Below are 19,686 nucleotides of genomic sequence, written 5' to 3'. Positions count from 1 at the left end.
TAAGTATACTTTGGAGAAGTTTAATAAAAGATACGTATTAATTACAACTATTACTTATGCTGCCTGATGAAAAACTACCACAAAATGATCCTATTGCGAGTGCGCTTTGCGGATATGCACAAAATATTCTTGTCATAATCTTTGGTCTATTACCTCTCCTTTTTATTCCTTCCGCGGCTGTGCCGTTCGAGTACACAAAAGTATTTATAGTGATTGGGGGGCTACTCATTGCACTTGTACTGTATAGTCTCTCGGTACTTCGTTCGGGTGTATTTTCAGTTGGTGTGTCATATCCACTTCTTGCGCTTTGGGGTATTGTGGGTATCACATTTTTGTCATCGTTTCTTTCAGGGGATTTCAGAGATTCTTTGGTAGGTGATTTATTTAGTATTCACTCTACAGCATTTGTCGCTATACTCGCACTTATTCCAACCGTGTGGTTATTGTTGAAATCAAGCAAAGCTCCAGTCATGCGTATGTATGTGCTTCTTGCGTTAAGTACAACCATCTTAGTCGTATACCATCTATTTCGTCTCAAATTCGGTCAAGAATTTCTTTCGTTCAGTATCTTTACAAGCACCACATCGACACCGGTAGGAAGCTGGAATGACCTTGCGCTCTTCCTCGGTTTGACGGTTATTCTGTCTCTCGTAGCACTTGAACAAATTGCACTCACAAAGATAGGTCGTCTTCTCTTTGCGAGTGTCACACTCATATCACTCTTCATGCTTGGAGTAATTAATTTTTTCATGGTATGGCTTATTCTTGGCCTCACCAGTCTCGTCATGGTTGTGTACTCAATCGGAAAGGAAAGATTCAGTGGAAATCAACTTTCGTTCACTCCTTCAATATCAAATTTCAACAGCACGTCACTCACGACTTCGCTCATTGTATTTGCCGTATCCGCACTCTTTGTAGTCGGTGGCGCAACACTTGGAGGCGCTATTTCAAAGTTCACGGGTGTTTCGTATGTGGAGGTGCGACCTTCGCTTGAAGCGACTGCAGATATAGCACGTCAGGTATACAAAGATAATGCATTTCTTGGTATCGGTGCCAATAAGTTTACTGATGCATGGCGTTTGTACAAGGATAATAGTATAAATTCGACTCCGTTTTGGAATACTGATTTCAATGCAGGAAATGGTTATATTACAACATTCTTTGTGACAACAGGTGTTTTTGGAGGACTCGCTTGGTTGCTGTTTATAGTTCTATATCTTATTACAGGTATTCGAAAACTTCTTGGTGCTACTGAGGATAGTGACCGCATGTGGTACTTTATCGGTCTATCTTCTTTTGTAAGCGCAATCTATATTTGGGGAATGTCCATAGTCTATGTACCAGGCGCGGTAATCCTCCTCTTGGGAGCGCTCTGCACAGGCGTCTCACTTTCTGCATTTTCAGTATTGGATGGTATTTCACCGCGAATATTCTTTGTAGGTGCAAATCGACGCTCGGGCTTTGTGCTCACACTTGTGGTGATTACCGTCATTATTGGCTCCGTGAGTGTTTTGTATGTAACAGGACGTCATTACTCATCGGTGTATACCTTTATGGAAAGTGTCATTTCAATGCAGCAGGGGAAGAGTATTGATGAACTCGAAGATCGTGTCGAAAGTGCATACAAACTCTCATCAAGCGATGTGTTTGCTCGTCGTATTGCTGAATTTCAGATTGCGCGTATGAATGCACTCATGGCAACTAAAGAACCTACAGAAGTTCAAATTGAACAATTCAACAATGCAGGTATTCTCGGCATTAATGCTGCGAATCAAGCGGTATCCATTGATGGTCAGGAACCGTCAAACTGGTCTGTACTTGCGAATATATATAGTATTTTGGCATTGGTACCCGTGGAGGGCGCACAACAGCGTGCGCTTGATGCACTTGCAAAATCCCGAGAACTTAATCCAAAGAGCCCACTCCCGTACCTCGAATCTGCTCTTTTGGAGGCGCGGTCAGGAAATGTTGACATTGCTCGTGAATACATTCAGCAAGCGATTAACTTAAAACCAAATTATACTGAAGCATTTTTCCTTCTTTCACAGTTAGAGATAGCTACAGGAAATGTTGAGGCTGCAATCAAATCATCACAGTCAGTAATTACACTCGAGCCGAATAACCCTGCACGGTATTACCAACTTGGTGTACTCGAAAGTTCACGTGATAACATTGATGGAGCAATAGCATCTTTTGAAAAAGCTATTTCACTCGATGAAAATTTTGCAAATGCACGATATCTACTCGCTCTTGCCTATGATCAAAAAGGACGTAGTGGCGAGGCAAAACAGCAGTTCGAAGCAGTGTTGCGACTCAATCCAGGAAATGAAGAAGTTACTATACTTTTGCAAACTATACAAACAGAAGGGTCGTTAGCACGACTCCGAGAAAGCGCCAATCAGTCTACAAAAATAGTAAATGAGGCAACACCGGTAACCGATGAAAATGGCGTCGTGAGTACCAATCAGACCAGTGAAACTGATTTGGTAAAACCGGTCAATACACAACCAAATGTGGAAAATGTAGCGTCTACAACAGTACAGTAAATGGTTCAAAACGTATTTAGAATTGTGTATAAGGAGGTACGCGGCTTGCATCAAGCCGCGTATGTTCTTGCGGTTTTTACGTTTGGTTCTCAGTTACTTGCATTGGTACGTGACAGACTCCTTGCACATGAGTTTGGAGCAAGTACCGAGCTTGACCTCTACTACGCGGCTTTCCGTATTCCCGATGTACTCTACGTGATTTTTGCTTCGACGCTTTCGGTGTACGTACTTATTCCATTTCTTGCACGAAAAGCAGAAACCGGGGTACCCTCTGCAGCAAAGAATTTACTCTCGCAATTTTTCTCGCTTTTTATTTTACTGTATGGAGCAGTCGCACTCGTCGCAATGATAGGTGCACCACTTATGGTGACGTACCTATTTCCGGGGTTTGCAGGGGAAAGTGAGACACTTGTTGCGCTTATACGAATTCTTCTCGTTCAACCACTTCTTCTTGGGATATCGAGTCTTTTTAGTATTGTGACGCAGATGGAACATCGTTTTATTCTCTATGCACTAAGCCCGCTTCTCTACAATCTCGGTATTATCGCGGGACTCTTGTTCTTGTATCCAAGTATGGGTGTATACGGGCTTGTGCTCGGCGTGCTTTTAGGTGCTATGGGGCACGTGTGTATTCAGATACCTTCCGTGATTAGAAGCCCTCTTGCACCACGCTTTGTGTGGACTTTTGTACATATGGATATCGTGATGGTCTGCAAGACATCCTTTACCCGCGCACTCACTCTTTCATTCCACCAGTTAGTCCTCCTTGGGTTTGTGAGTGTTGCAAGTCTTATGGCGGTGGGTTCGGTGTCGGTGTTTCAGTTTGCATACAATTTGCAGTCGGTGCCACTTGCGGTTATTGGTGTGAGTTACTCGGTGGCTGCATTTCCACTTCTTGCACAGCTGTATGCGGAAAAACAGTACGCACAATTTGCATATAGTATCACTACTGCGCTCAAGCATATTTTCTTTTGGTCTTTGCCCGTCATCGCACTTCTCGTCGTGATTCGTGCACAGGTGGTACGTGTCGTGCTCGGCTCAGGAGCATTTGATTGGAGTGATACCCGTCTCACGGCCGCGGTCCTCGCCATTTTCATTCTTTCTCTTACCGCACAGGCAATACATTTGGTCATCGTGCGGGCACTCTATGCGGTAGAAAATACGCGACTTCCTTTTGTAGTGACTCTTTTTTCTTCAGCATTCGCACTACTCGGGGCGTATGCATTTCATACGGTACTGCTTGCACAGGGTGATTTTTATTCACTCGTGGAGCGAATGATGCGTCTTGAGGGTGTTTCGGGTATTGAGGTTCTCGCACTTCCACTCGGGTATTCATGTGCACTTATTTTGCACAGTGCGATACTCCTCATTCTCGCGCGCAAGGATTTGTATATTCAGGGCAAGACACTCGTTGTCCCATTTGTACAGTCCTTTATTTCGGCTATTTTTGCAGGATACGTAGCATACATACTTTTAAATTATTTTGTGCTCGCATTTACCGTGGACACACTTTTCACCGTATTCGCACAAGGCTTTTTGGCGGCAGTGGGTGGGGGAGTGGGATATGTTGTGCTCCAATACCTGTTTAAAAACGAAGAACTTATCGAGATTTCTAAAACACTCCATAAACACTGCTCACGTCGTGGTGTACCACTACCCCAGAACAAAGGTACTCTTTGTGATGTGGCAGTACCTCAAGACGAAGATACGCTCGCGGTATAGCAAAGAAAAAATAGCAAGGCGTCGCCTTGCTATTTTTTTGATATTGAAATGCAAAAGTATTGTATCTATACAGTACACGCTCAACTCACTTATACCCCCCCCACATCTTCCTAAAGAATGGTGGTGTATATATAATTAACGCATATGATATCAACCCTCACGTTCACGAAACGTCTTGTATCGTTTGTGCTCGCGCTTATATTTATTAGTACCCAACTCGCATTTGCACAAGTTGATCCCACCACGCTCACGGAAGCAGAGTTCAAAGCACTCTCTGAAGAGGAGCAACAGAAAATATTGAGTGAAATTCGAATTATGACTCCGGTATCTACATCTCCTGCAGCCCCCTCAAACACCGTCAACTGCTTCGACTACTACTCCTTCGGCTCCGTACAAGTTCACCTCTCTCCCACCCTCGAACAAACCATCCCCGGCATGCCCCTCACTTTCACTGGTACCCTTAAAAACGCAAACGCATACCCCGTGGTTGGCGGCCAAGTCTACGCAAAGATATTCAAGGTAGATGATGGTGATACTCCACTCACCCACCAAAATGGCCACCCCCTCGTCTCCTTCTTCCTCGTACAAGATAACGTCGTCATCCCCGCAAATGGAGAAATCCCTGCAACCTTCACCTACCAAGTCCCAAAGAACATGGCCGGAGGTGCATACACCATCGCCTACTTCTTCACCACAGAAAATAGATACAACCTCCTCGGTCTCTCATTCACCGATGACGTCACCGGTAACAAAGCAAACTTCAGTATTACCGATGACACCAATACACCCGTTACCTTCAACAAGAACACCGTGATGCTCAACAAAACCCCCTTCAGTTTTGCTGCATTTCCTCCACACTTCACCAAAGACGAAGCCGTCACCGCACACGTGGAGGCAGTGAATCCCGCAAACACCGAGAGAGTCGTCGAAGTCACCTGGATCATCTCTCAATGGGACGGTATCCTTGCCAAGCATGAGGTGAAGCGTGAGACACAGGGGGTACTCCTCAAACCTAAGGAAAAGAAGACACTCTCATACACACTTCCAAAACTTGATACCTCCGTCACGTTCATCCAAGCAATCCTCAAAGACCAAGATGCAGAATCAATCCTCCACATACGCTACGTCCGTGATGGAAACGAAGAGCTCCGCATCAACTACCCCAGTATTACTGAGTATCCACTTACCGCAGGGAAGGAGACTACGGTGTTCTCCTGCCTCCACTCCACCAATCTCCCTATCGTGAGTGATAACCTCCTCACCCTCACTCTCAAAGATGAGAACAATGACGTTATTCATACCTATACCTATGAAGGTGACGTAACCGGTGCCATGATGGGTGTGAAGGATACCTTCACGCCACCACGAGACCTCACCACCTTTTCCCTTACCGCAGCACTCACCCACAAAGGTGCACTCGTTGATGAGGTCACCATACACTATGATTGCAATGCCTTGGGTGCACCATGCCCCGAACCGAGAAACAATATCATTCCGAACATGGTATCTGACTCAGTGTCACCCTCGACATACATTATGCTTATCGCAGCACTCATGCTGAGTCTTATGGGAGCAGTACTCCTCTATACGAAACGACGCGGGGTACCAGCTAATCAAAACACTATATGAAAACAACGTTAATGATATCAGTTCTGGTACTCCTTATGGTTGGGATGTTCGGGGTGGGGGAGCGGGTGGAGGCGCAGGAGATTATGAAGGATGCGAATGCTGACGTAAGATCTTTGCCAAGTCTTGCTGCTTTTTGGAACTGGGCTATTGAATACACAAACCCATCCAATGCACGCACCTGTCCAGTTGGCACGTGCGGTTGGAATACGAGTATCGAGAGCGGAGCAAATGCTAACATAAATTACAAGGCACGTCTTGTGAATCATGATACGGGCGTAGTGATAGCAAATAATTCTTCTCTTCCTGTGGGGACAAGAGTTCGTATTGAACAAATACCCGCTGTTGATACAGACATTAGTTGGTTTGGTGGAGGATACAGTCAAGATAGTCCTTTTGGCCATTGGGTGGCAGGTGCTGGGCCTCTTCTTCATGGCTGTTTAGAAAGTGATCGTGCTAGTACAAGAGTGTGGCCAGTTGTGAGTGGAGGCGGTGGAGCTGATACAATACATTCATACTATCTTTTGAATGTGCACCCCTCGACTTCTGGGCTATCTTCACCAAGTGCTAATCTTTCGTGTGCTGGCAATGTGTGTACGATAGTAAGTCCGGGCGCAGTGTCTCTCTCTATGAATTTTTCGAGTACATACGGGAAGTTTTATGTACGTTATATAAACAGCTACACTGGACCAGGATGTCGAGGTAATAACGTACCTCTGCAGAGCACTGCTGGATTACCCTTTAGACGTGAATCAACTTATGGAATCACTATACAAAGCTGCAGTGGTTTTGCTGAAAGAATTGTAGGAAGATCTCGTTCAGGTGAGTATTGTCTAAACAATGGCGACTACGTCGTCTCATTCCCCTCTCGGACAATTTCCTTCAATCTCACCGCCGTTAACCCCAACAACCCCCCCACCGCCCCCGTCATCACCCCGCAACCATTCACTGGTCTCATAAACACTGCATACTCCTTTAACTTCACCGGCACCGACCCCGAGGTTAACAATATCTACTATCAAATCGACTGGGACAATAGCGGAACAGTAGATGCCACCACTGGATGGGTCTCCTCAGGTACCGCACAACCATCTCCATACACATGGCCAACCCCTGGCGTAAAGACCTTCCAAGCACGCACCGTGGACACAAGTAGTAGTGTCTCCGCATGGAGAACCGCACAAGCAACCATCAATCTCCCCGCAGCCCCCACCGTCGTTACCCTCCCTGTAGTGGGAGACACTATATACGGTACCGGTAACCCCAATGGTGGTGCTGCCACCGGCTGGTTCCGCTATTCCACTACCGACCCTGGCTCCTGCAATGACACCTTTGGTACCCGTGTTCCGCTCGCCGGAGGTACCACCCTCGGTGCAGGAAGTGCCCCTATGCTATTCAGCCAACCCCTCACCACTACCCCCGCCACCACATACTACTACTGTGCTATCGCAGGAAACGCAGGAGGCACCGGCTACGGCACGGTGAGTTCCTTCCTCACTGTTCCTGCAACTCCCACCGGTCTCACTGCAATCCCAAGTGGTATTTGCAGCAATGATGCCATAGACCTCTCCTGGAACGCCTCAACTGGTGCCACCAGCTACGACATTGAACTTGATACTGTATATACCCCCACCACCCTCACCACATACACCCACAGCGGTCTCGCTGCAAATTCTTTGCATTCATACAAAGTTCGTGCCAATAACGCACGAGGCTCATCTGCATGGTCAGCACAGGTCGACGCAACTGCTCCCGACGCTTGTCCACTCCCTGACCTCAAACCCCTCGACTTTACCGCCACCGTCCCCTCAGCAGGAAACGTATTCTTCGACGGGGAAGACATTGTCTTGGACGGAACTATGACAAATATTGGAGCTATCCCTACCCCTTATGACTTTGAAGATAATTTCTCATACCGGTGGAATCTTTCCGATCCCTGGATAGACATCATCCCATTTTCCTCACATTTCGCAGGTTTTGCAGTAAACGCTATTGACACAGACAATGTCATCTTAGATGACCCAAGTGGATCAGGCACCTTGTATATTCAGTACTGTGTCGATTCTAACCGTAGTAACCCAGAGTTTATACCGAGTGGCGGAGAGACCAACAACTGCATGGAGAAAAGCTTCACCGTACATCCAAAGCCAACCGGTAACCTCACGGTCACTTCTCCAATTGCATACGACACAAAATCAACTATCGATTGGTCTATTACACCCACAGGTGGATGTACACCAAAAGTCACTGGTGGTGTAGATACATGGGGTGGGACATCAGGCTCAGAACTATCCTCATCCCTCACAAGTGACACCACGTACTCACTCACCTGCGCACCGTATCCAGGACTCCTCGATAGTAAAGTAGTTGATGTGAATACAGAACCCTTTATCAAGGCAGACCCACGTGTGGTGCCAAGTAGTGGGAAAGACGTACTCGTTGAATGGGGTACCGGCATGGAAATTAATTGTGCCATCACTAGAAATAGCATGCCCTGGGTACCGTCAACCACAGGCCTTGGGTCACAATCATATTTCGTCAGCGTGAACACCACATTCACCATAGATTGTCCGATTGTTGATCAATCAGTCAAGGTGGAAGTGCAGGGGTATGGGCAGGAGACGTAGTTAGTCTTATTACTCAGAAGATACATAAAAAAATAGCAAGGCGACGCCTTGCTATTTTTTTGATACCAAAATGCAAATGGTATACGGGAGTACCTATTTTTGCGCGCTATGGTAGAGTATTGATTCTATGAAGCATATACGAAATTTTTCTATTATCGCCCACATTGACCACGGCAAGTCAACGTTGGCTGATCGTATGCTTGAAATCACGCATACGGTTGAAGCTCGTAAAATGAAAGAACAAGTCTTAGACTCGATGGATCTTGAGCGCGAGCGTGGTATCACTATTAAAATGCAGCCGGTACGCATGGAGCATACTTTTAATGGTGATGTGTATGAACTTAATCTCATCGACACCCCTGGACATATAGACTTTTCCTATGAAGTATCGCGGGCACTCAAGGCGGTAGAAGGTGTACTTCTTTTGGTAGATAGTACACAGGGAGTACAGGCACAGACGCTCTCCGTGCTCAGTATGGCCCGCGAGCAGGGGCTTACCATTATTCCCGTCCTCACAAAAATTGATGTCCCACACTCGCGCCGTGAAGAAGTGATGAATGAGGTTGTGACGCTCTTGGGGTGTAGTCCCGAGGAAATTCAGTATGTATCAGGGAAGACGGGGGAGAATGTAAAGGAGTTACTTGATGGTATTTGTGAGCGTATCCCTCCTCCAAAAGAAGCATCCAACGATTCCTTCCGTGGTCTTGTGTTTGACTTTCACTACTCAAACCATCGAGGAATTATTGTGTATTTTCGTGTCTTCGATGGTAAAGTGCGAAAAGGTGATTCACTCCGTTTCATTGCTGCGGGGCGGGTATTTAACGTGCTTGAAGTGGGTGTCCAGTCTCCACAAGAAACTCCGGTAGAAGAACTCAATGCGGGTGAAATTGGGTATATTGTGACGGGGATTAAGGAACCTGGTGTCGCATCAGTGGGTGATACACTCGCCCTTGAGAAGGGGAGTAGAGAGCCTTTGGTGGGGTATCAGTCGGTACCCCCTGTCGTATGGGCATCAGTGTTTCCTGAGAGTCAGGATGATTTTACCATTCTAAAACAAGCACTCGACCGTCTCAAGATGTCTGATTCCTCACTTTCGTATGAAGAGGAATCCTCAGGTCTCCTAGGGCGTGGTTTTCGCTGTGGCTTTCTGGGGATGCTTCACTTGGAGATAGTGACCGAGCGTCTGCGACGCGAGTTTGCTATCGAGATTACCATCACCTCACCGTCGATTGTGTATGAAATAACGTATCCCGATGGACGCATGGAGGAAGTATATGCAGCCTCCCGTTTTCCCGATTTTGGAACAAAGGTTGAGATACGAGAGCCATGGATTCTTGCACAGATTATTTTGCCCCCGGCATACCTGGGCGCTATGATGACACTTCTCTATGACCACGAGGCAAGTGTTTTGGAAACTGAAGTTTTTGGGGACGGACGTAATTTGCTTACCGTTGAGATGCCACTTCGTGAACTCATGCGCAATTTCTTTGACCGACTGAAAAATGCCACGAGTGGGTACGCATCACTCTCGTATGAAATCGCAGAGATGCGCTCTGCGGATGTGACGCGTCTTGATGTACTTATTGCAGAGGAGATTGTACCAGCCTTTTCACGGGTGGTAGGAACGCGTCGCGCAGAAATAGACGCAAAAGCAATTGTGGAGAAACTCTATCACACACTCCCGCGACAGCTTTTTGTGACAAAAATTCAAGCAAAGGCGATGGGACGTATTATTTCATCACGCACTCTTTCTGCAATGAAAAAGGATGTGACAGGCTATCTGTATGGTGGGGACATTACCCGCAAGATGAAACTTCGTGAAAAGCAAAAACGGGGAAAGAAACGCATGCTTGCGCATGCGAAAGTGAACATTCCCCCAGACGTCTTTATGAAAATTATTAAGGCGGAATAAAAAATCCCCTGCAGCCAAAGGCTGCAGGGGATTTTCTCTAAAACTAAAAACCACTTCCGGCCGAATATGCAAAAATCATACTTAAAGCAATAATAATCGCGATGACAGACCAAACCCATTTAATAGCCGTCTTTGTCTTTTTGTGAAATAAGAAACTCATAGTGGTAGTACCATATTCGATTAATCTATCTCCACCAAGTTCTCAAAATTTTAAGAACTTTTGAGGAAATCTAAAGCGAGAATGGTACAATAATACCACATGTTCGATTTTCATGAAAAGCGCAAAATACGAAGTATTGTGTACTCGAAGCCCATGGTGGCATTTTTAGCCTTTATTACTATTGTACTTTCGTTTTCAGTCTATAATCGCTACATTGTGGCAGAAGAGATGAAACACAAACTCAATATACGTGAGGATGAACTTCATGAACTCGAAGAGCGCGCTACGGTACTTGAGTCTAAGGTAGAGTATCTGCGCGATGAGCGGGGAATCGAAGAAGAATTGCGCAATCGTTTTGATGTGGTAAAAGAAGGGGAACAGGTGATTATTTTGGTAGACGAACCAGAGAGTGCTGAGGAAAAACGGGAGATACTTCCACTCGGTAATGAAATACCTAAGAATGAGAGCGATTCATTTTTTGCACAGTTCAAATTTTGGTAATTTAGTATATACTGCTCGTACGTAGTTAGTAATATAAACTATTCATATGGATAAAAACGTAATCATTTACAGCACACCAACGTGTCATTTTTGTCACTCGGCCAAAGATTTTTTCACTGCCAATAATATTCCCTTTGAGGAGCACAATGTTGCAACAGATCTTGAAAAGCGAAAGGAGATGGTCGATATGACTGGTCAAATGGGAGTCCCCGTCATTCGCATTGGTGACGATGTCATCGTTGGTTTCGACGAAGCAAAGGTGAAGGAATTGCTCGGGATATAAGTATTCCACTATAAAAACCTCGGTATCCTTCGGACACTGAGGTTTTTATGTTACAGTACAAATTCCTATAGATTAGGAAACAAGCCTCCATAGTTCAATGGATCAGAACAATTCCGTCCTAAGGAAAAAATCCTGGTTCGATTCCGGGTGGAGGCACCACAGCGTTGTAACCACATATCCCATTTTGACTATGTGTCATCTGCTATAATGCATATATGAATGAAAAGGAAATAGACACACATACTGAGATACTGACTCTTCTCCGTGAGAATGCTGAACTCACGAAGCAAAACAACATTCTCCTCAAGAAGATGTATCGAAACGACATGATTGGTCTTTGGTTACGTGTTGTGTGGTATGCGGTGCTTATTGGGCTTCCATTCGCCTTATACTTCTATGTTCTGCAGCCGTATTTTGAAGCATTTGGATCAGATTACGATTTGTTCAGGCAGGGTATCGGAGAAATACCTGGGCTCAAAGGCTTAGAAAACCTCCTCCCTCAGTAAAATAAGAACGCGCTGTACTGATTTATATAATATGCTACTATCAGTGAGCAGATTTTGCTGGGGGTTGAGGAATCTTCGAGTACTATCTGCATTCGCTGAGGTAAGCATAGCTTCCCGCAGCTGCATTCGGAACACAAATGCAAAAGTAAATTTTTGCGCTTGGTTCCTCATTCGCTGAGGTAGCTCAGTTGGTAGAGCATTTGTCTGAAGAACAAAGGGTCGGCGGTTCAAGCCCGCCCCTCAGCACAGCACATACAAAAAGTCCCTCCGGGGACTTTTTGTATGTGCTGTGCTGAGGGAGTAACGTGCATAGGCACGTTACGTGCGGGCTTGAACGGTTTGCGATATGAGTCGCTTTTCCTAAAGCGACGAAGCAGCAAACCGCGGGCAGGTGCTAGTTATGAGCGTCAGCGAATTACTAGCGGACGCCAAGCCCGCCCCGGAGGGAGCACGATGCATAGGCATCGTGCGTGCGGGCTGAAATAGTTTGGGAAACTATTTCAGAAAGTTGTCGAAATTTTAAATAAAATTTATACGACCAAATTTTCTTAACGCTTGCGTTTTAGAAAATGGAAGTGCTCTTGTGGCGCAACTTGAACAGAATCAGTATGATTTGAAAGACGGAACTATGTGGCTCTGCCACGAGTGAGTCAGGGTAGCTAAAACAGTATGGGGTACTGTTTTAGGCTTAGTATTTTTGGAGTGAAGCGAACAAAAATACTGATGTGAGTTGCGCCAAGCCCGCCCCTCACCTCTACCAAATCATTTGAAGTCGCCAAGTTCTCAAAATAATCTCATTGATTACTGCGGTGGTATAATAAAAACATGAATGGTGAGTATACTAAAAATTTTGATAAGTGGAACACCTTAAAAAAAAGTTGATATTGAAGAAAAAGAGGTGTATGGATATCCACGTGAAGTGTGGTGGTGTTCTCTTGGTGTAAATGTTGGAGCAGAAATTGATGGAAAGAACGAGAGTTTTGAACGCCCTGTTATTATTATGCGTGTTTACAACAAAGAGACTATGCTTGTTCTGCCTACCACAAGCAAAGCACGCTCAGATAAATTTCATTTCGCACTAGAAGTTGAGACACAAGATTCAAAAACAAAAAAGATGTATATAAAAACAGTGTATGTAAAACTAACACAAGCACGAGTGATTAGTAGTAAAAGACTTATTCGCAAAATTGCAGTAATTGGAGAAGTTGATTTTGCAAAAATTAAAGAATCCTTTAGTCAGTTTGTCTAAATACATCGATACCCCGCATTGCTGCGGGGTATCTCGGAGGCCGAAGCCCTAATGTATATATAGTACCATATTTTAGAATAATAACAATGGCTGTCCACTTTTTTTGGGCGCGATTCATGGAGTGGGGTTCTTTACTAGTTCGTCCAGAATGCCACGGGGTTCGACCCCGTGGATGAATGGACAAATATATAGTTTCGGCGGAGCCGAATCCTCAGCTAGCAAAGAACCCCCGGTCCCACCCCAGCACTGACGGGTGCAAATGCCCCATCCCCTCTGGGGTGGGGTTCTTTACTTCGGCATTTGAACGCTCACGGTAACCGTCGTCTCATCTTCAGTACTTCCAATATAAACAGCAACATTTTCTTCCTCACCCTTTGTTGCGGTAATCATTGATCCATCACCAGTTGCCATTGTCCCTTGAATTTCCCAACCCGCTGTCTCAAGTGTTGATTTGAAATATTTGGCAACCTCAGTAGTAGATTCCTTTGTGGTATAGACTGCAGAGAGACCGACTGATTCTGCGTCACCCGCATTCATAGAACCAGCGTAGCTGAGACGTGCACTTGAGGGGATAGATACAGAACTTGGCCAGTTATCTGGAAGAGAAACATCATTTCCTGTAGAGATGTTATATTCTCCACCATCGTCACCGGTAACACGCATACTCCTATTATCTTCGATATCGTCGATATTAATATCAACGTCACCTCCCGAAGCCCCCTCAATAGCTCGCTCGATAGCACGCTCAGGAGAGAAGAGTGATTGTGCACCATAGATAAATACAAGTCCAACAACACCTATAATAATCCATTTTGTATAATCCTGCTTTTTGCCTTCTGTCTGTGAGTTTTCTGGAGCCTGTTGTTCTGGTATTTCATTCATAAAAAATTACCTCCATATGTTGATAACATAATAACGACATACATATTATAAAACAGAAATTGGTGCGCGTATACTCATCAAAGGTCCTGTGGGGTAGTTTCGTTCACCGATATGTTACACGACACTCACGTCGAGCATGAGTGGCTGATGATCCGAAACAATATCAGGGAGAACCGAAAATGCTTCTACACGCACATCACCCTTCACAAACGCATAATCAGAGTGCAATAACTTTTTTTCTGGATACCGGTTCCACGTATGTTCATTCCGTGTCGTCTTGATCTCATACTCTTTGATAAGGTCACGGTATCCTTCGCTATCAAACATGGTAATACTTTCTGTGGTTGGAAGAAGATTAAAGTCTCCCATAATAATACGGGGAAGAGTATAGTGCGCACCTTTCTCAATGAGTGCCCTCGATGCAAATAGACGTTCGGGATTATCTTCTTTTTCGCCTGGATACGCAATACCATGAAAATTACAAATCCAGTATTTTTCGTTACCTCGTTCGACTATGACCCACTGATCAAGTCCTGTCTTTGGTATAGCAGAAAGTATCGTCCCGTGTTCATGAATCTTAATATCTTTGCGTATTAATATTGAAAGAGTATAACTTTCTTGCTCTGATATTGATTTTGCATGCTGAATACGTGTATATGAATCAAGAAAAGGTTCGACGATAGTATCAAATGCGTCAACTGTTTCTTGTAGACAAAAAATATCAACGGAGCGTGCGTGTGAATGAAAAAATTGGGTAATCTCATTTTTTAGTTTTCCCCCATACCACGTATTCAGACAAAGTATTTTCATAGACAAAAAGTGTAACATATCAGGATGAGTCTAAAAATCCCCCAGACGCCGTAGGCGTCTGGGGGATTGCATGTCTGATAAATTACTTCACGAGGTGATGGCTCTTTACGGTAAGTCGAGCACTGCGACCTTTGTCCAGCTTTGGTAAAATAATTTCAAGAAGGCCATGTTTCTCGCGCGCTTCTGCTTCATCAATGACAATTTCCTCAGGAAGGACGATAGAACGTGAGAAGGAGCCCCAGAAGAGTTCTCGATGGTAGTAGTCTTCGTCAGGTGCTTCCTGTACTTCTTCACGAAGACCCTTGAGAGTTACCATATCGCGGGTGATAGAGATATTGAGATCTTCAGGGCTTACACCCGCTACAAGAGCTCGAATCACTACGGTATCTCGTGTTTGATACATATCAATAGGAAGTTCACCATCTTGTTCCTCCTCGTCTTGTTGACGCCAGGTTTCTTGGTCTATGGTGTCATCTTCAGGGACATCGGCCTTTTCAAAATTTTGTGCCTCTCCAAATCCATCATCAGACGATGCATCGAGTTTAATTGAGCCAGTAATACGTTCGAGAAATGATGGTTTTTTCATATTATGCGACGATGCTTTTTTTCTAGTAACTTCACTTTTTCAAAGAGAATAAAGAGGACGACAATACCCATCCAGACAAACATAAAGACAACGAGGACGGTACCACCGCTTGCATCCATTATAGAGAAATTAAAGAGTGCATGCAATATGACAGCAAGGAATAAACCAAAGGTAGCAACGAGTACCTTTACCCAACTACGTGCATAGTATGAAAGTGCCATCGCGACACCTACCGTACTTGAGGCAAGTACATGAAGAAGTGTGGCACCAAGGAAACGGAAATTGCCGGTAATGAATGAGTTGGCAAATTCACCATCTTGGAGTGGATTAAAAATGAAAAAGGCGTTTTCGAGTGCAGAAAAACCGAGTGCAATCGTGAGCATGTAGATGATTGCGTCGATGGGTTCGTCGACTGCTTTGTTCCAGAGCACCACAATGAGTGCCGCAGAGTACTTTAATACTTCTTCAATAATTACCCATACAAAAATCAGGTTGTCGCCGTCGAAGCGCTCCATGGCGAATTGCTGAAGGGGAAGCACGAGCGGTACGATGAGCATTCCGGCGACGAATGATGTGGCGAGAAGTGCCTTTGGCTCGGGATGTGCCCTATCTTCACGGAGCCAAAACCACAGCCAAAAAAGTGCAGGAATAAGTCCTGCAAGAAAGGCGATGGCAAAGTTGAGCGAACCCATTTGACTATTGTACCATCTTAGATTAAGAAATCCCCGCAGTGGTGCTGGGAAGGAGAATTTCCTTTTTACCATTTGGGCTTGTCCATTCATCACACAGCCCTCTTGCGCTCATCTCCGCGTATGCTATCTGGAAGATGTTGCCAAATTGTTTCGGTTACAAACGGCATGAAGGGATGAAGAATCTTGAGGGAGGTAATGAGACATTCACGAAGCACGTATTGGCGCGCAGCACGAGCACCAGTATCCTCCCCATTCAATATTGGTTTTGATTCTTCGAGTATGACGTCTGCAAGTTCGTGCCAGACGTAGTGATAAGCTTTTTCCGCCGCGAGGTAGAGATGGTATTTTTCAATATCGGTAGTTATTTCTGCAACTGCAGTATGGAGTCCGGTAAGTATCTCGGTGTCACGTGGTGAAAGAGTGGGGGAGAAACTCAAGTCCGCATCAGCGATGTTGGTAAGGATGAAACGACTGATGTTCCAGACTTTGTTTGCAAAGTGCTTGTATCCACGCACCTTGTCTTCAGCAAGTGGTACATCGTTTCCGGGTGCGGCACCAATGATGAGTGAAAGACGTGTGGCATCAGCACCATACTTTTCTATCATATCGAGAGGGTCTATTACATTGCCGAGTGATTTCGACATTTTCTTCCCCTTTGCATCACGTACAAGGCCGTGAAGGTACACATGTTTAAAGGGCACTTGCCCGAGGTGGAATGTGCTCAGGAGCACCATACGCGCTACCCAAAAGAAGAGGATATCGTACCCTGTCTCGAGCAGTGTGGTGGGATGGTATCGCTTCATGTCGGCGGTTTCATTAGGCCAGCCGAGTGTCGAGAATGTCCAAAGACCTGAAGAGAACCAGGTGTCGAGTGTGTCGGGATCTTGCTCCCAGCCTTCGCCTTCTGGCGCAGTAATACCACAGTATATTTCTCCACCATTTGTATCGATGCCCTGCCCCAGGGCACCTTTATACCACACAGGAATACGATGGCCATACCAGATTTGGCGGGAAATACACCAGTCGCGAAGATTATTAATCCAGTTGTCGTATACACGTTCAAAACGGTCAGGAAAAAGAGTAATACCACCACCGGCCACAGCGGTATGCATAAGGGTTTTGAGAGTGACCGTGTCGCCTTCTGTAATTCCAGGAATTTCTGAGTGCCCCATGGTGAATTCCTTGTTCACATCAATCCACCATTGCAATTTCGGAAGCGGCTCAATGATTGCGCCCGTGCGCTCTGCGGTGGAGACGTTTTGCGAAATGACTTCTTCCTTTTGAAGAAGTCCTTCCTCACGAAGAAATGCAACAACACTCTCACGTGCCTCACCGACCTTCATACCGTTAAGGCGGCCGTCTACCGTCATTTTTGCATACTCATTGATTACTTGTGGGCGCGCAAGATTATGACGGTCTGCAATCTCCCAGTCCACTTGGCTGTGTGCAGGGGTAACACCGAGTGCACCGGTCCCAAAGTCTTTTTCAACATGCTCATCAGCAACCACGGTGATATGGAGTGGTACATCACAAAAGACCACATCATACTCCTTGCCCACGTATGCTTTGTACCGCTCATCATCAGGATGTACAGCAACAGCAGTGTCACCTACTTTGGTTTCGGGGCGTGTAGTTGAGATAGGAATAGGGAAGTCCTTGCTGTATGTAAACGTGTACATCGTTGTTGTGCGCTCCTCGTATACAATCTCATCATCAGAAATAGTGGTCTGACCCTTTGGGTCCCAGTTCACAATACGCGCACCGCGATAAATAAGTCCCGCATCATACATGCGCTTGAATGCAGTTGTAACTGCTTTATACCGCGCATCATCGAGAGTGAATGCGTAGCGACTCCAATCGAGTGAGGAACCCATGTGCTTCGTCTGATTGATTATGGTGTTTTTGCTTTCTTCGGCAAATGCATATATACGGCGCAGGAGTTCATCACGTCCTAAGTCGTAACGACTTTTGCCTTCTTCCTTGTATATCATTTTCTCCACCTTTGACTGCGTCGCAATAGCAGCGGAGTCGGTACCGGGGAGCCAGAGTGTTGGTTTCCCTTGCATACGATTGTATCGCACGAGAATGTCCTCGATAGCGAGCATAGCGGCATGCCCCATGTGAAGTGTGCCGGTTACATTTGGCGGAGGGAGGACGATAGAAAAAGCCTCTTTTGTTTCATCAGCAATTCCATCTTTGATGCAGGTGTCGGGATTAAAATACCCAGATTCTTCCCAGAATGCATAGGTCTTCTCCTCATGCTCTTGGGCATTATAGGGCTGTAAAAAAATCTCGGGAATGTGCGCAGTTTGCTGCGTGTCTTTTTCTTGTTCACTCATAGTAGCGTGATAATACCACGAAAATAAGCCCCTACGAAGAGTACGATGTGTTTCAGGAAATCGTGTGGACTCTATGTCTCAAGCGAAAGATTTCCATCTGCTTTGAGGTCGGCAAGCGCACTGTATGCCTGTGCATGTGCACTTTGCGCATGTCCAGCGAGCGCAATCATCACACTATTGTCGGTCGAAAGATTTTTTGGAGGAAAGTAGAGTGCGAGGTCGGGATATTCATGCTTGAAAAACGAAGTGAAGGTTTCGCGAATGTATGTGTTTGCAGATACACCACCCCCCACAATGAGTGTGTGAATACCATGAGCATCAATCGCACGCTCTGATTTTTTCAAGAGGACAGCAGTGACCGCATCTTCAAAATCACGCGCGATAGCATCGACATCATTTTCGCTTAACGTCTTGCCCTCTATAGCGTAGCGTACGGAAGTCTTGAGTCCAGAGAATGAAAAATCAAGATTGTCAGCATCAATCATTGGGCGAGGAAGGGTAGCAAATGCGGGGAGATTTTCTGCACGCGCTCGCGCAGCATGCACGCCAATCTCTGGCCCACCCGGATAGGGAAGTCCGAGCATACGCGCCACTTTATCAAATGCTTCCCCCACTGCATCATCACGTGTTTCACCAATCTTTTTAAACGAGAGCCATTCTTCCATAAGGACGAGTTCGGTGTGTCCACCTGAGATAAGGAGCGCGAGCGCAGGAAAGGGAATAGCAGGGATGCTGTCTGTGGTGAAAATGGAGGAAAGTACGTGTCCCTCCATGTGATTAATAGGAACTACGGGGATTTCCCATGCGTATGAAAGTGCTCGAGCAAAGTTGATACCGACCCAGAGTGCAGGCTCCAGCCCCGGGCCGCTCGTGACTGCAATGAGGTCAACTTTCGGCACCGCATACGATTGGAGAAATTCAGTAAAGGTATCACCCAGCCCTGGCTCACGGTAGAGGATTGTCTGAAGTGTTTCAGATTCTTCTGAGGTAAGCGTGTGCACGCGAGCCTCAAGAAGCCCTGCTTCTTCTAGAGCACGTATGAGCATCGGTACCAGCGTCTTTGCATGCTCCCGCTTAGCAAGTGCAGGGAAGACACCACCGTACTCACGATGTAAATCAATTTGTGAAAAAAGTGCATTACCGAGTATGTGATAGGTGGCATGAGGGAAATCACCCGTTGCCTCCACAATGCTCACTGCCGTTTCATCACACGACGTCTCAATACTAAGAATTATCATAGAGTCA

15 protein-coding genes and 2 tRNA genes are annotated in these 19,686 nt (G+C 45.7%); 11 read left to right on the top strand and 6 right to left on the bottom strand.

Annotation, left to right across the window (positions count from 1 at the left end; translation table 11 throughout):
- The first annotated feature begins 56 nt into the window (after positions 1-56).
- From IPH92_02570 to IPH92_02520, 11 genes are all read left to right on the top strand, one after another.
- Positions 57-2,546 (top strand): tetratricopeptide repeat protein, encoded by a 2,490-nt coding sequence (locus tag IPH92_02570; GenBank protein ID QQR64433.1) that lies wholly within the window; start codon positions 57-59, stop codon positions 2,544-2,546.
- Positions 2,547-4,268, top strand: a complete 1,722-nt coding sequence (locus IPH92_02565) for a hypothetical protein (protein QQR64432.1) — start codon at positions 2,547-2,549, stop codon at positions 4,266-4,268.
- 144 nt (positions 4,269-4,412) lie between these two features.
- On the top strand, positions 4,413-5,897 hold the full coding sequence (locus tag IPH92_02560; protein ID QQR65433.1) for a hypothetical protein: 1,485 nt from the start codon (positions 4,413-4,415) through the stop codon (positions 5,895-5,897).
- A complete protein-coding gene (locus IPH92_02555; protein QQR65432.1) occupies positions 5,894-8,521 on the top strand; it encodes a hypothetical protein in 2,628 nt (875 codons plus the stop codon). The genes IPH92_02560 and IPH92_02555 overlap by 4 nt, the downstream gene beginning before the upstream one ends.
- Before the next feature lie 127 nt (positions 8,522-8,648).
- Positions 8,649-10,433 carry an elongation factor 4 gene (gene lepA / locus IPH92_02550; GenBank protein ID QQR65431.1) on the top strand — a complete coding sequence of 595 codons (1,785 nt, stop codon included), beginning with the start codon at positions 8,649-8,651 and terminating at the stop codon, positions 10,431-10,433.
- Positions 10,434-10,692: 259 nt separating this feature from the next.
- Positions 10,693-11,094 carry a septum formation initiator family protein gene (locus IPH92_02545; GenBank protein ID QQR65430.1) on the top strand — a complete coding sequence of 134 codons (402 nt, stop codon included), beginning with the start codon at positions 10,693-10,695 and terminating at the stop codon, positions 11,092-11,094.
- 46 nt (positions 11,095-11,140) lie between these two features.
- The gene (locus IPH92_02540) at positions 11,141-11,377 is read left to right on the top strand and encodes a glutaredoxin family protein (GenBank protein QQR65429.1); all 237 of its coding nucleotides are present in this window, start codon (positions 11,141-11,143) and stop codon (positions 11,375-11,377) included.
- Positions 11,378-11,460: 83 nt separating this feature from the next.
- Positions 11,461-11,536: transfer RNA gene (locus tag IPH92_02535), tRNA-Arg, on the top strand.
- Positions 11,537-11,592: 56 nt separating this feature from the next.
- The gene (locus tag IPH92_02530; GenBank protein QQR65428.1) at positions 11,593-11,883 is read left to right on the top strand and encodes a hypothetical protein; all 291 of its coding nucleotides are present in this window, start codon (positions 11,593-11,595) and stop codon (positions 11,881-11,883) included.
- A 173-nt stretch (positions 11,884-12,056) separates the two neighbouring features.
- Positions 12,057-12,129, top strand: a tRNA-Phe gene (locus IPH92_02525).
- 652 nt (positions 12,130-12,781) lie between these two features.
- A complete protein-coding gene (locus IPH92_02520) occupies positions 12,782-13,132 on the top strand; it encodes a type II toxin-antitoxin system PemK/MazF family toxin (protein ID QQR65427.1) in 351 nt (116 codons plus the stop codon).
- A 288-nt stretch (positions 13,133-13,420) separates the two neighbouring features.
- On the opposite strand, the gene IPH92_02515 is transcribed toward IPH92_02520, so the two are convergent.
- The 6 genes from IPH92_02515 to tsaD all read right to left on the bottom strand — a co-directional run bounded on the left by IPH92_02515 (position 13,421) and on the right by tsaD (position 19,679).
- Positions 13,421-14,014: a hypothetical protein gene (locus IPH92_02515; protein QQR65426.1), complete on the bottom strand. Its 594-nt coding sequence runs from the start codon at positions 14,012-14,014 to the stop codon at positions 13,421-13,423.
- Between the two features lie 114 nt (positions 14,015-14,128).
- Positions 14,129-14,824, bottom strand: a complete 696-nt coding sequence (locus IPH92_02510) for an endonuclease/exonuclease/phosphatase family protein (protein QQR65425.1) — start codon at positions 14,822-14,824, stop codon at positions 14,129-14,131.
- An 82-nt stretch (positions 14,825-14,906) separates the two neighbouring features.
- Complete coding sequence (locus IPH92_02505) at positions 14,907-15,410, bottom strand: Hsp20/alpha crystallin family protein (GenBank protein QQR65424.1); 504 nt, start codon at positions 15,408-15,410, stop codon at positions 14,907-14,909.
- Positions 15,407-16,102 carry a PrsW family intramembrane metalloprotease gene (locus IPH92_02500; GenBank protein ID QQR65423.1) on the bottom strand — a complete coding sequence of 232 codons (696 nt, stop codon included), beginning with the start codon at positions 16,100-16,102 and terminating at the stop codon, positions 15,407-15,409. The genes IPH92_02505 and IPH92_02500 overlap by 4 nt, the downstream gene beginning before the upstream one ends.
- A gap of 89 nt (positions 16,103-16,191) precedes the next feature.
- Positions 16,192-18,441 carry a valine--tRNA ligase gene (locus IPH92_02495; GenBank protein ID QQR65422.1) on the bottom strand — a complete coding sequence of 750 codons (2,250 nt, stop codon included), beginning with the start codon at positions 18,439-18,441 and terminating at the stop codon, positions 16,192-16,194.
- A gap of 71 nt (positions 18,442-18,512) precedes the next feature.
- Positions 18,513-19,679, bottom strand: coding sequence for a tRNA (adenosine(37)-N6)-threonylcarbamoyltransferase complex transferase subunit TsaD (gene tsaD / locus IPH92_02490; protein QQR65421.1), 1,167 nt, complete (start codon positions 19,677-19,679; stop codon positions 18,513-18,515).
- Positions 19,680-19,686 lie beyond the last annotated feature (7 nt).

This window comes from Candidatus Kaiserbacteria bacterium, assembly GCA_016699245.1.
GTDB lineage: Bacteria > Patescibacteriota > Minisyncoccia > Phycocordibacterales > UBA918 > Damh-18.
This window is presented reverse-complemented; position numbering and strand designations above follow the sequence as displayed.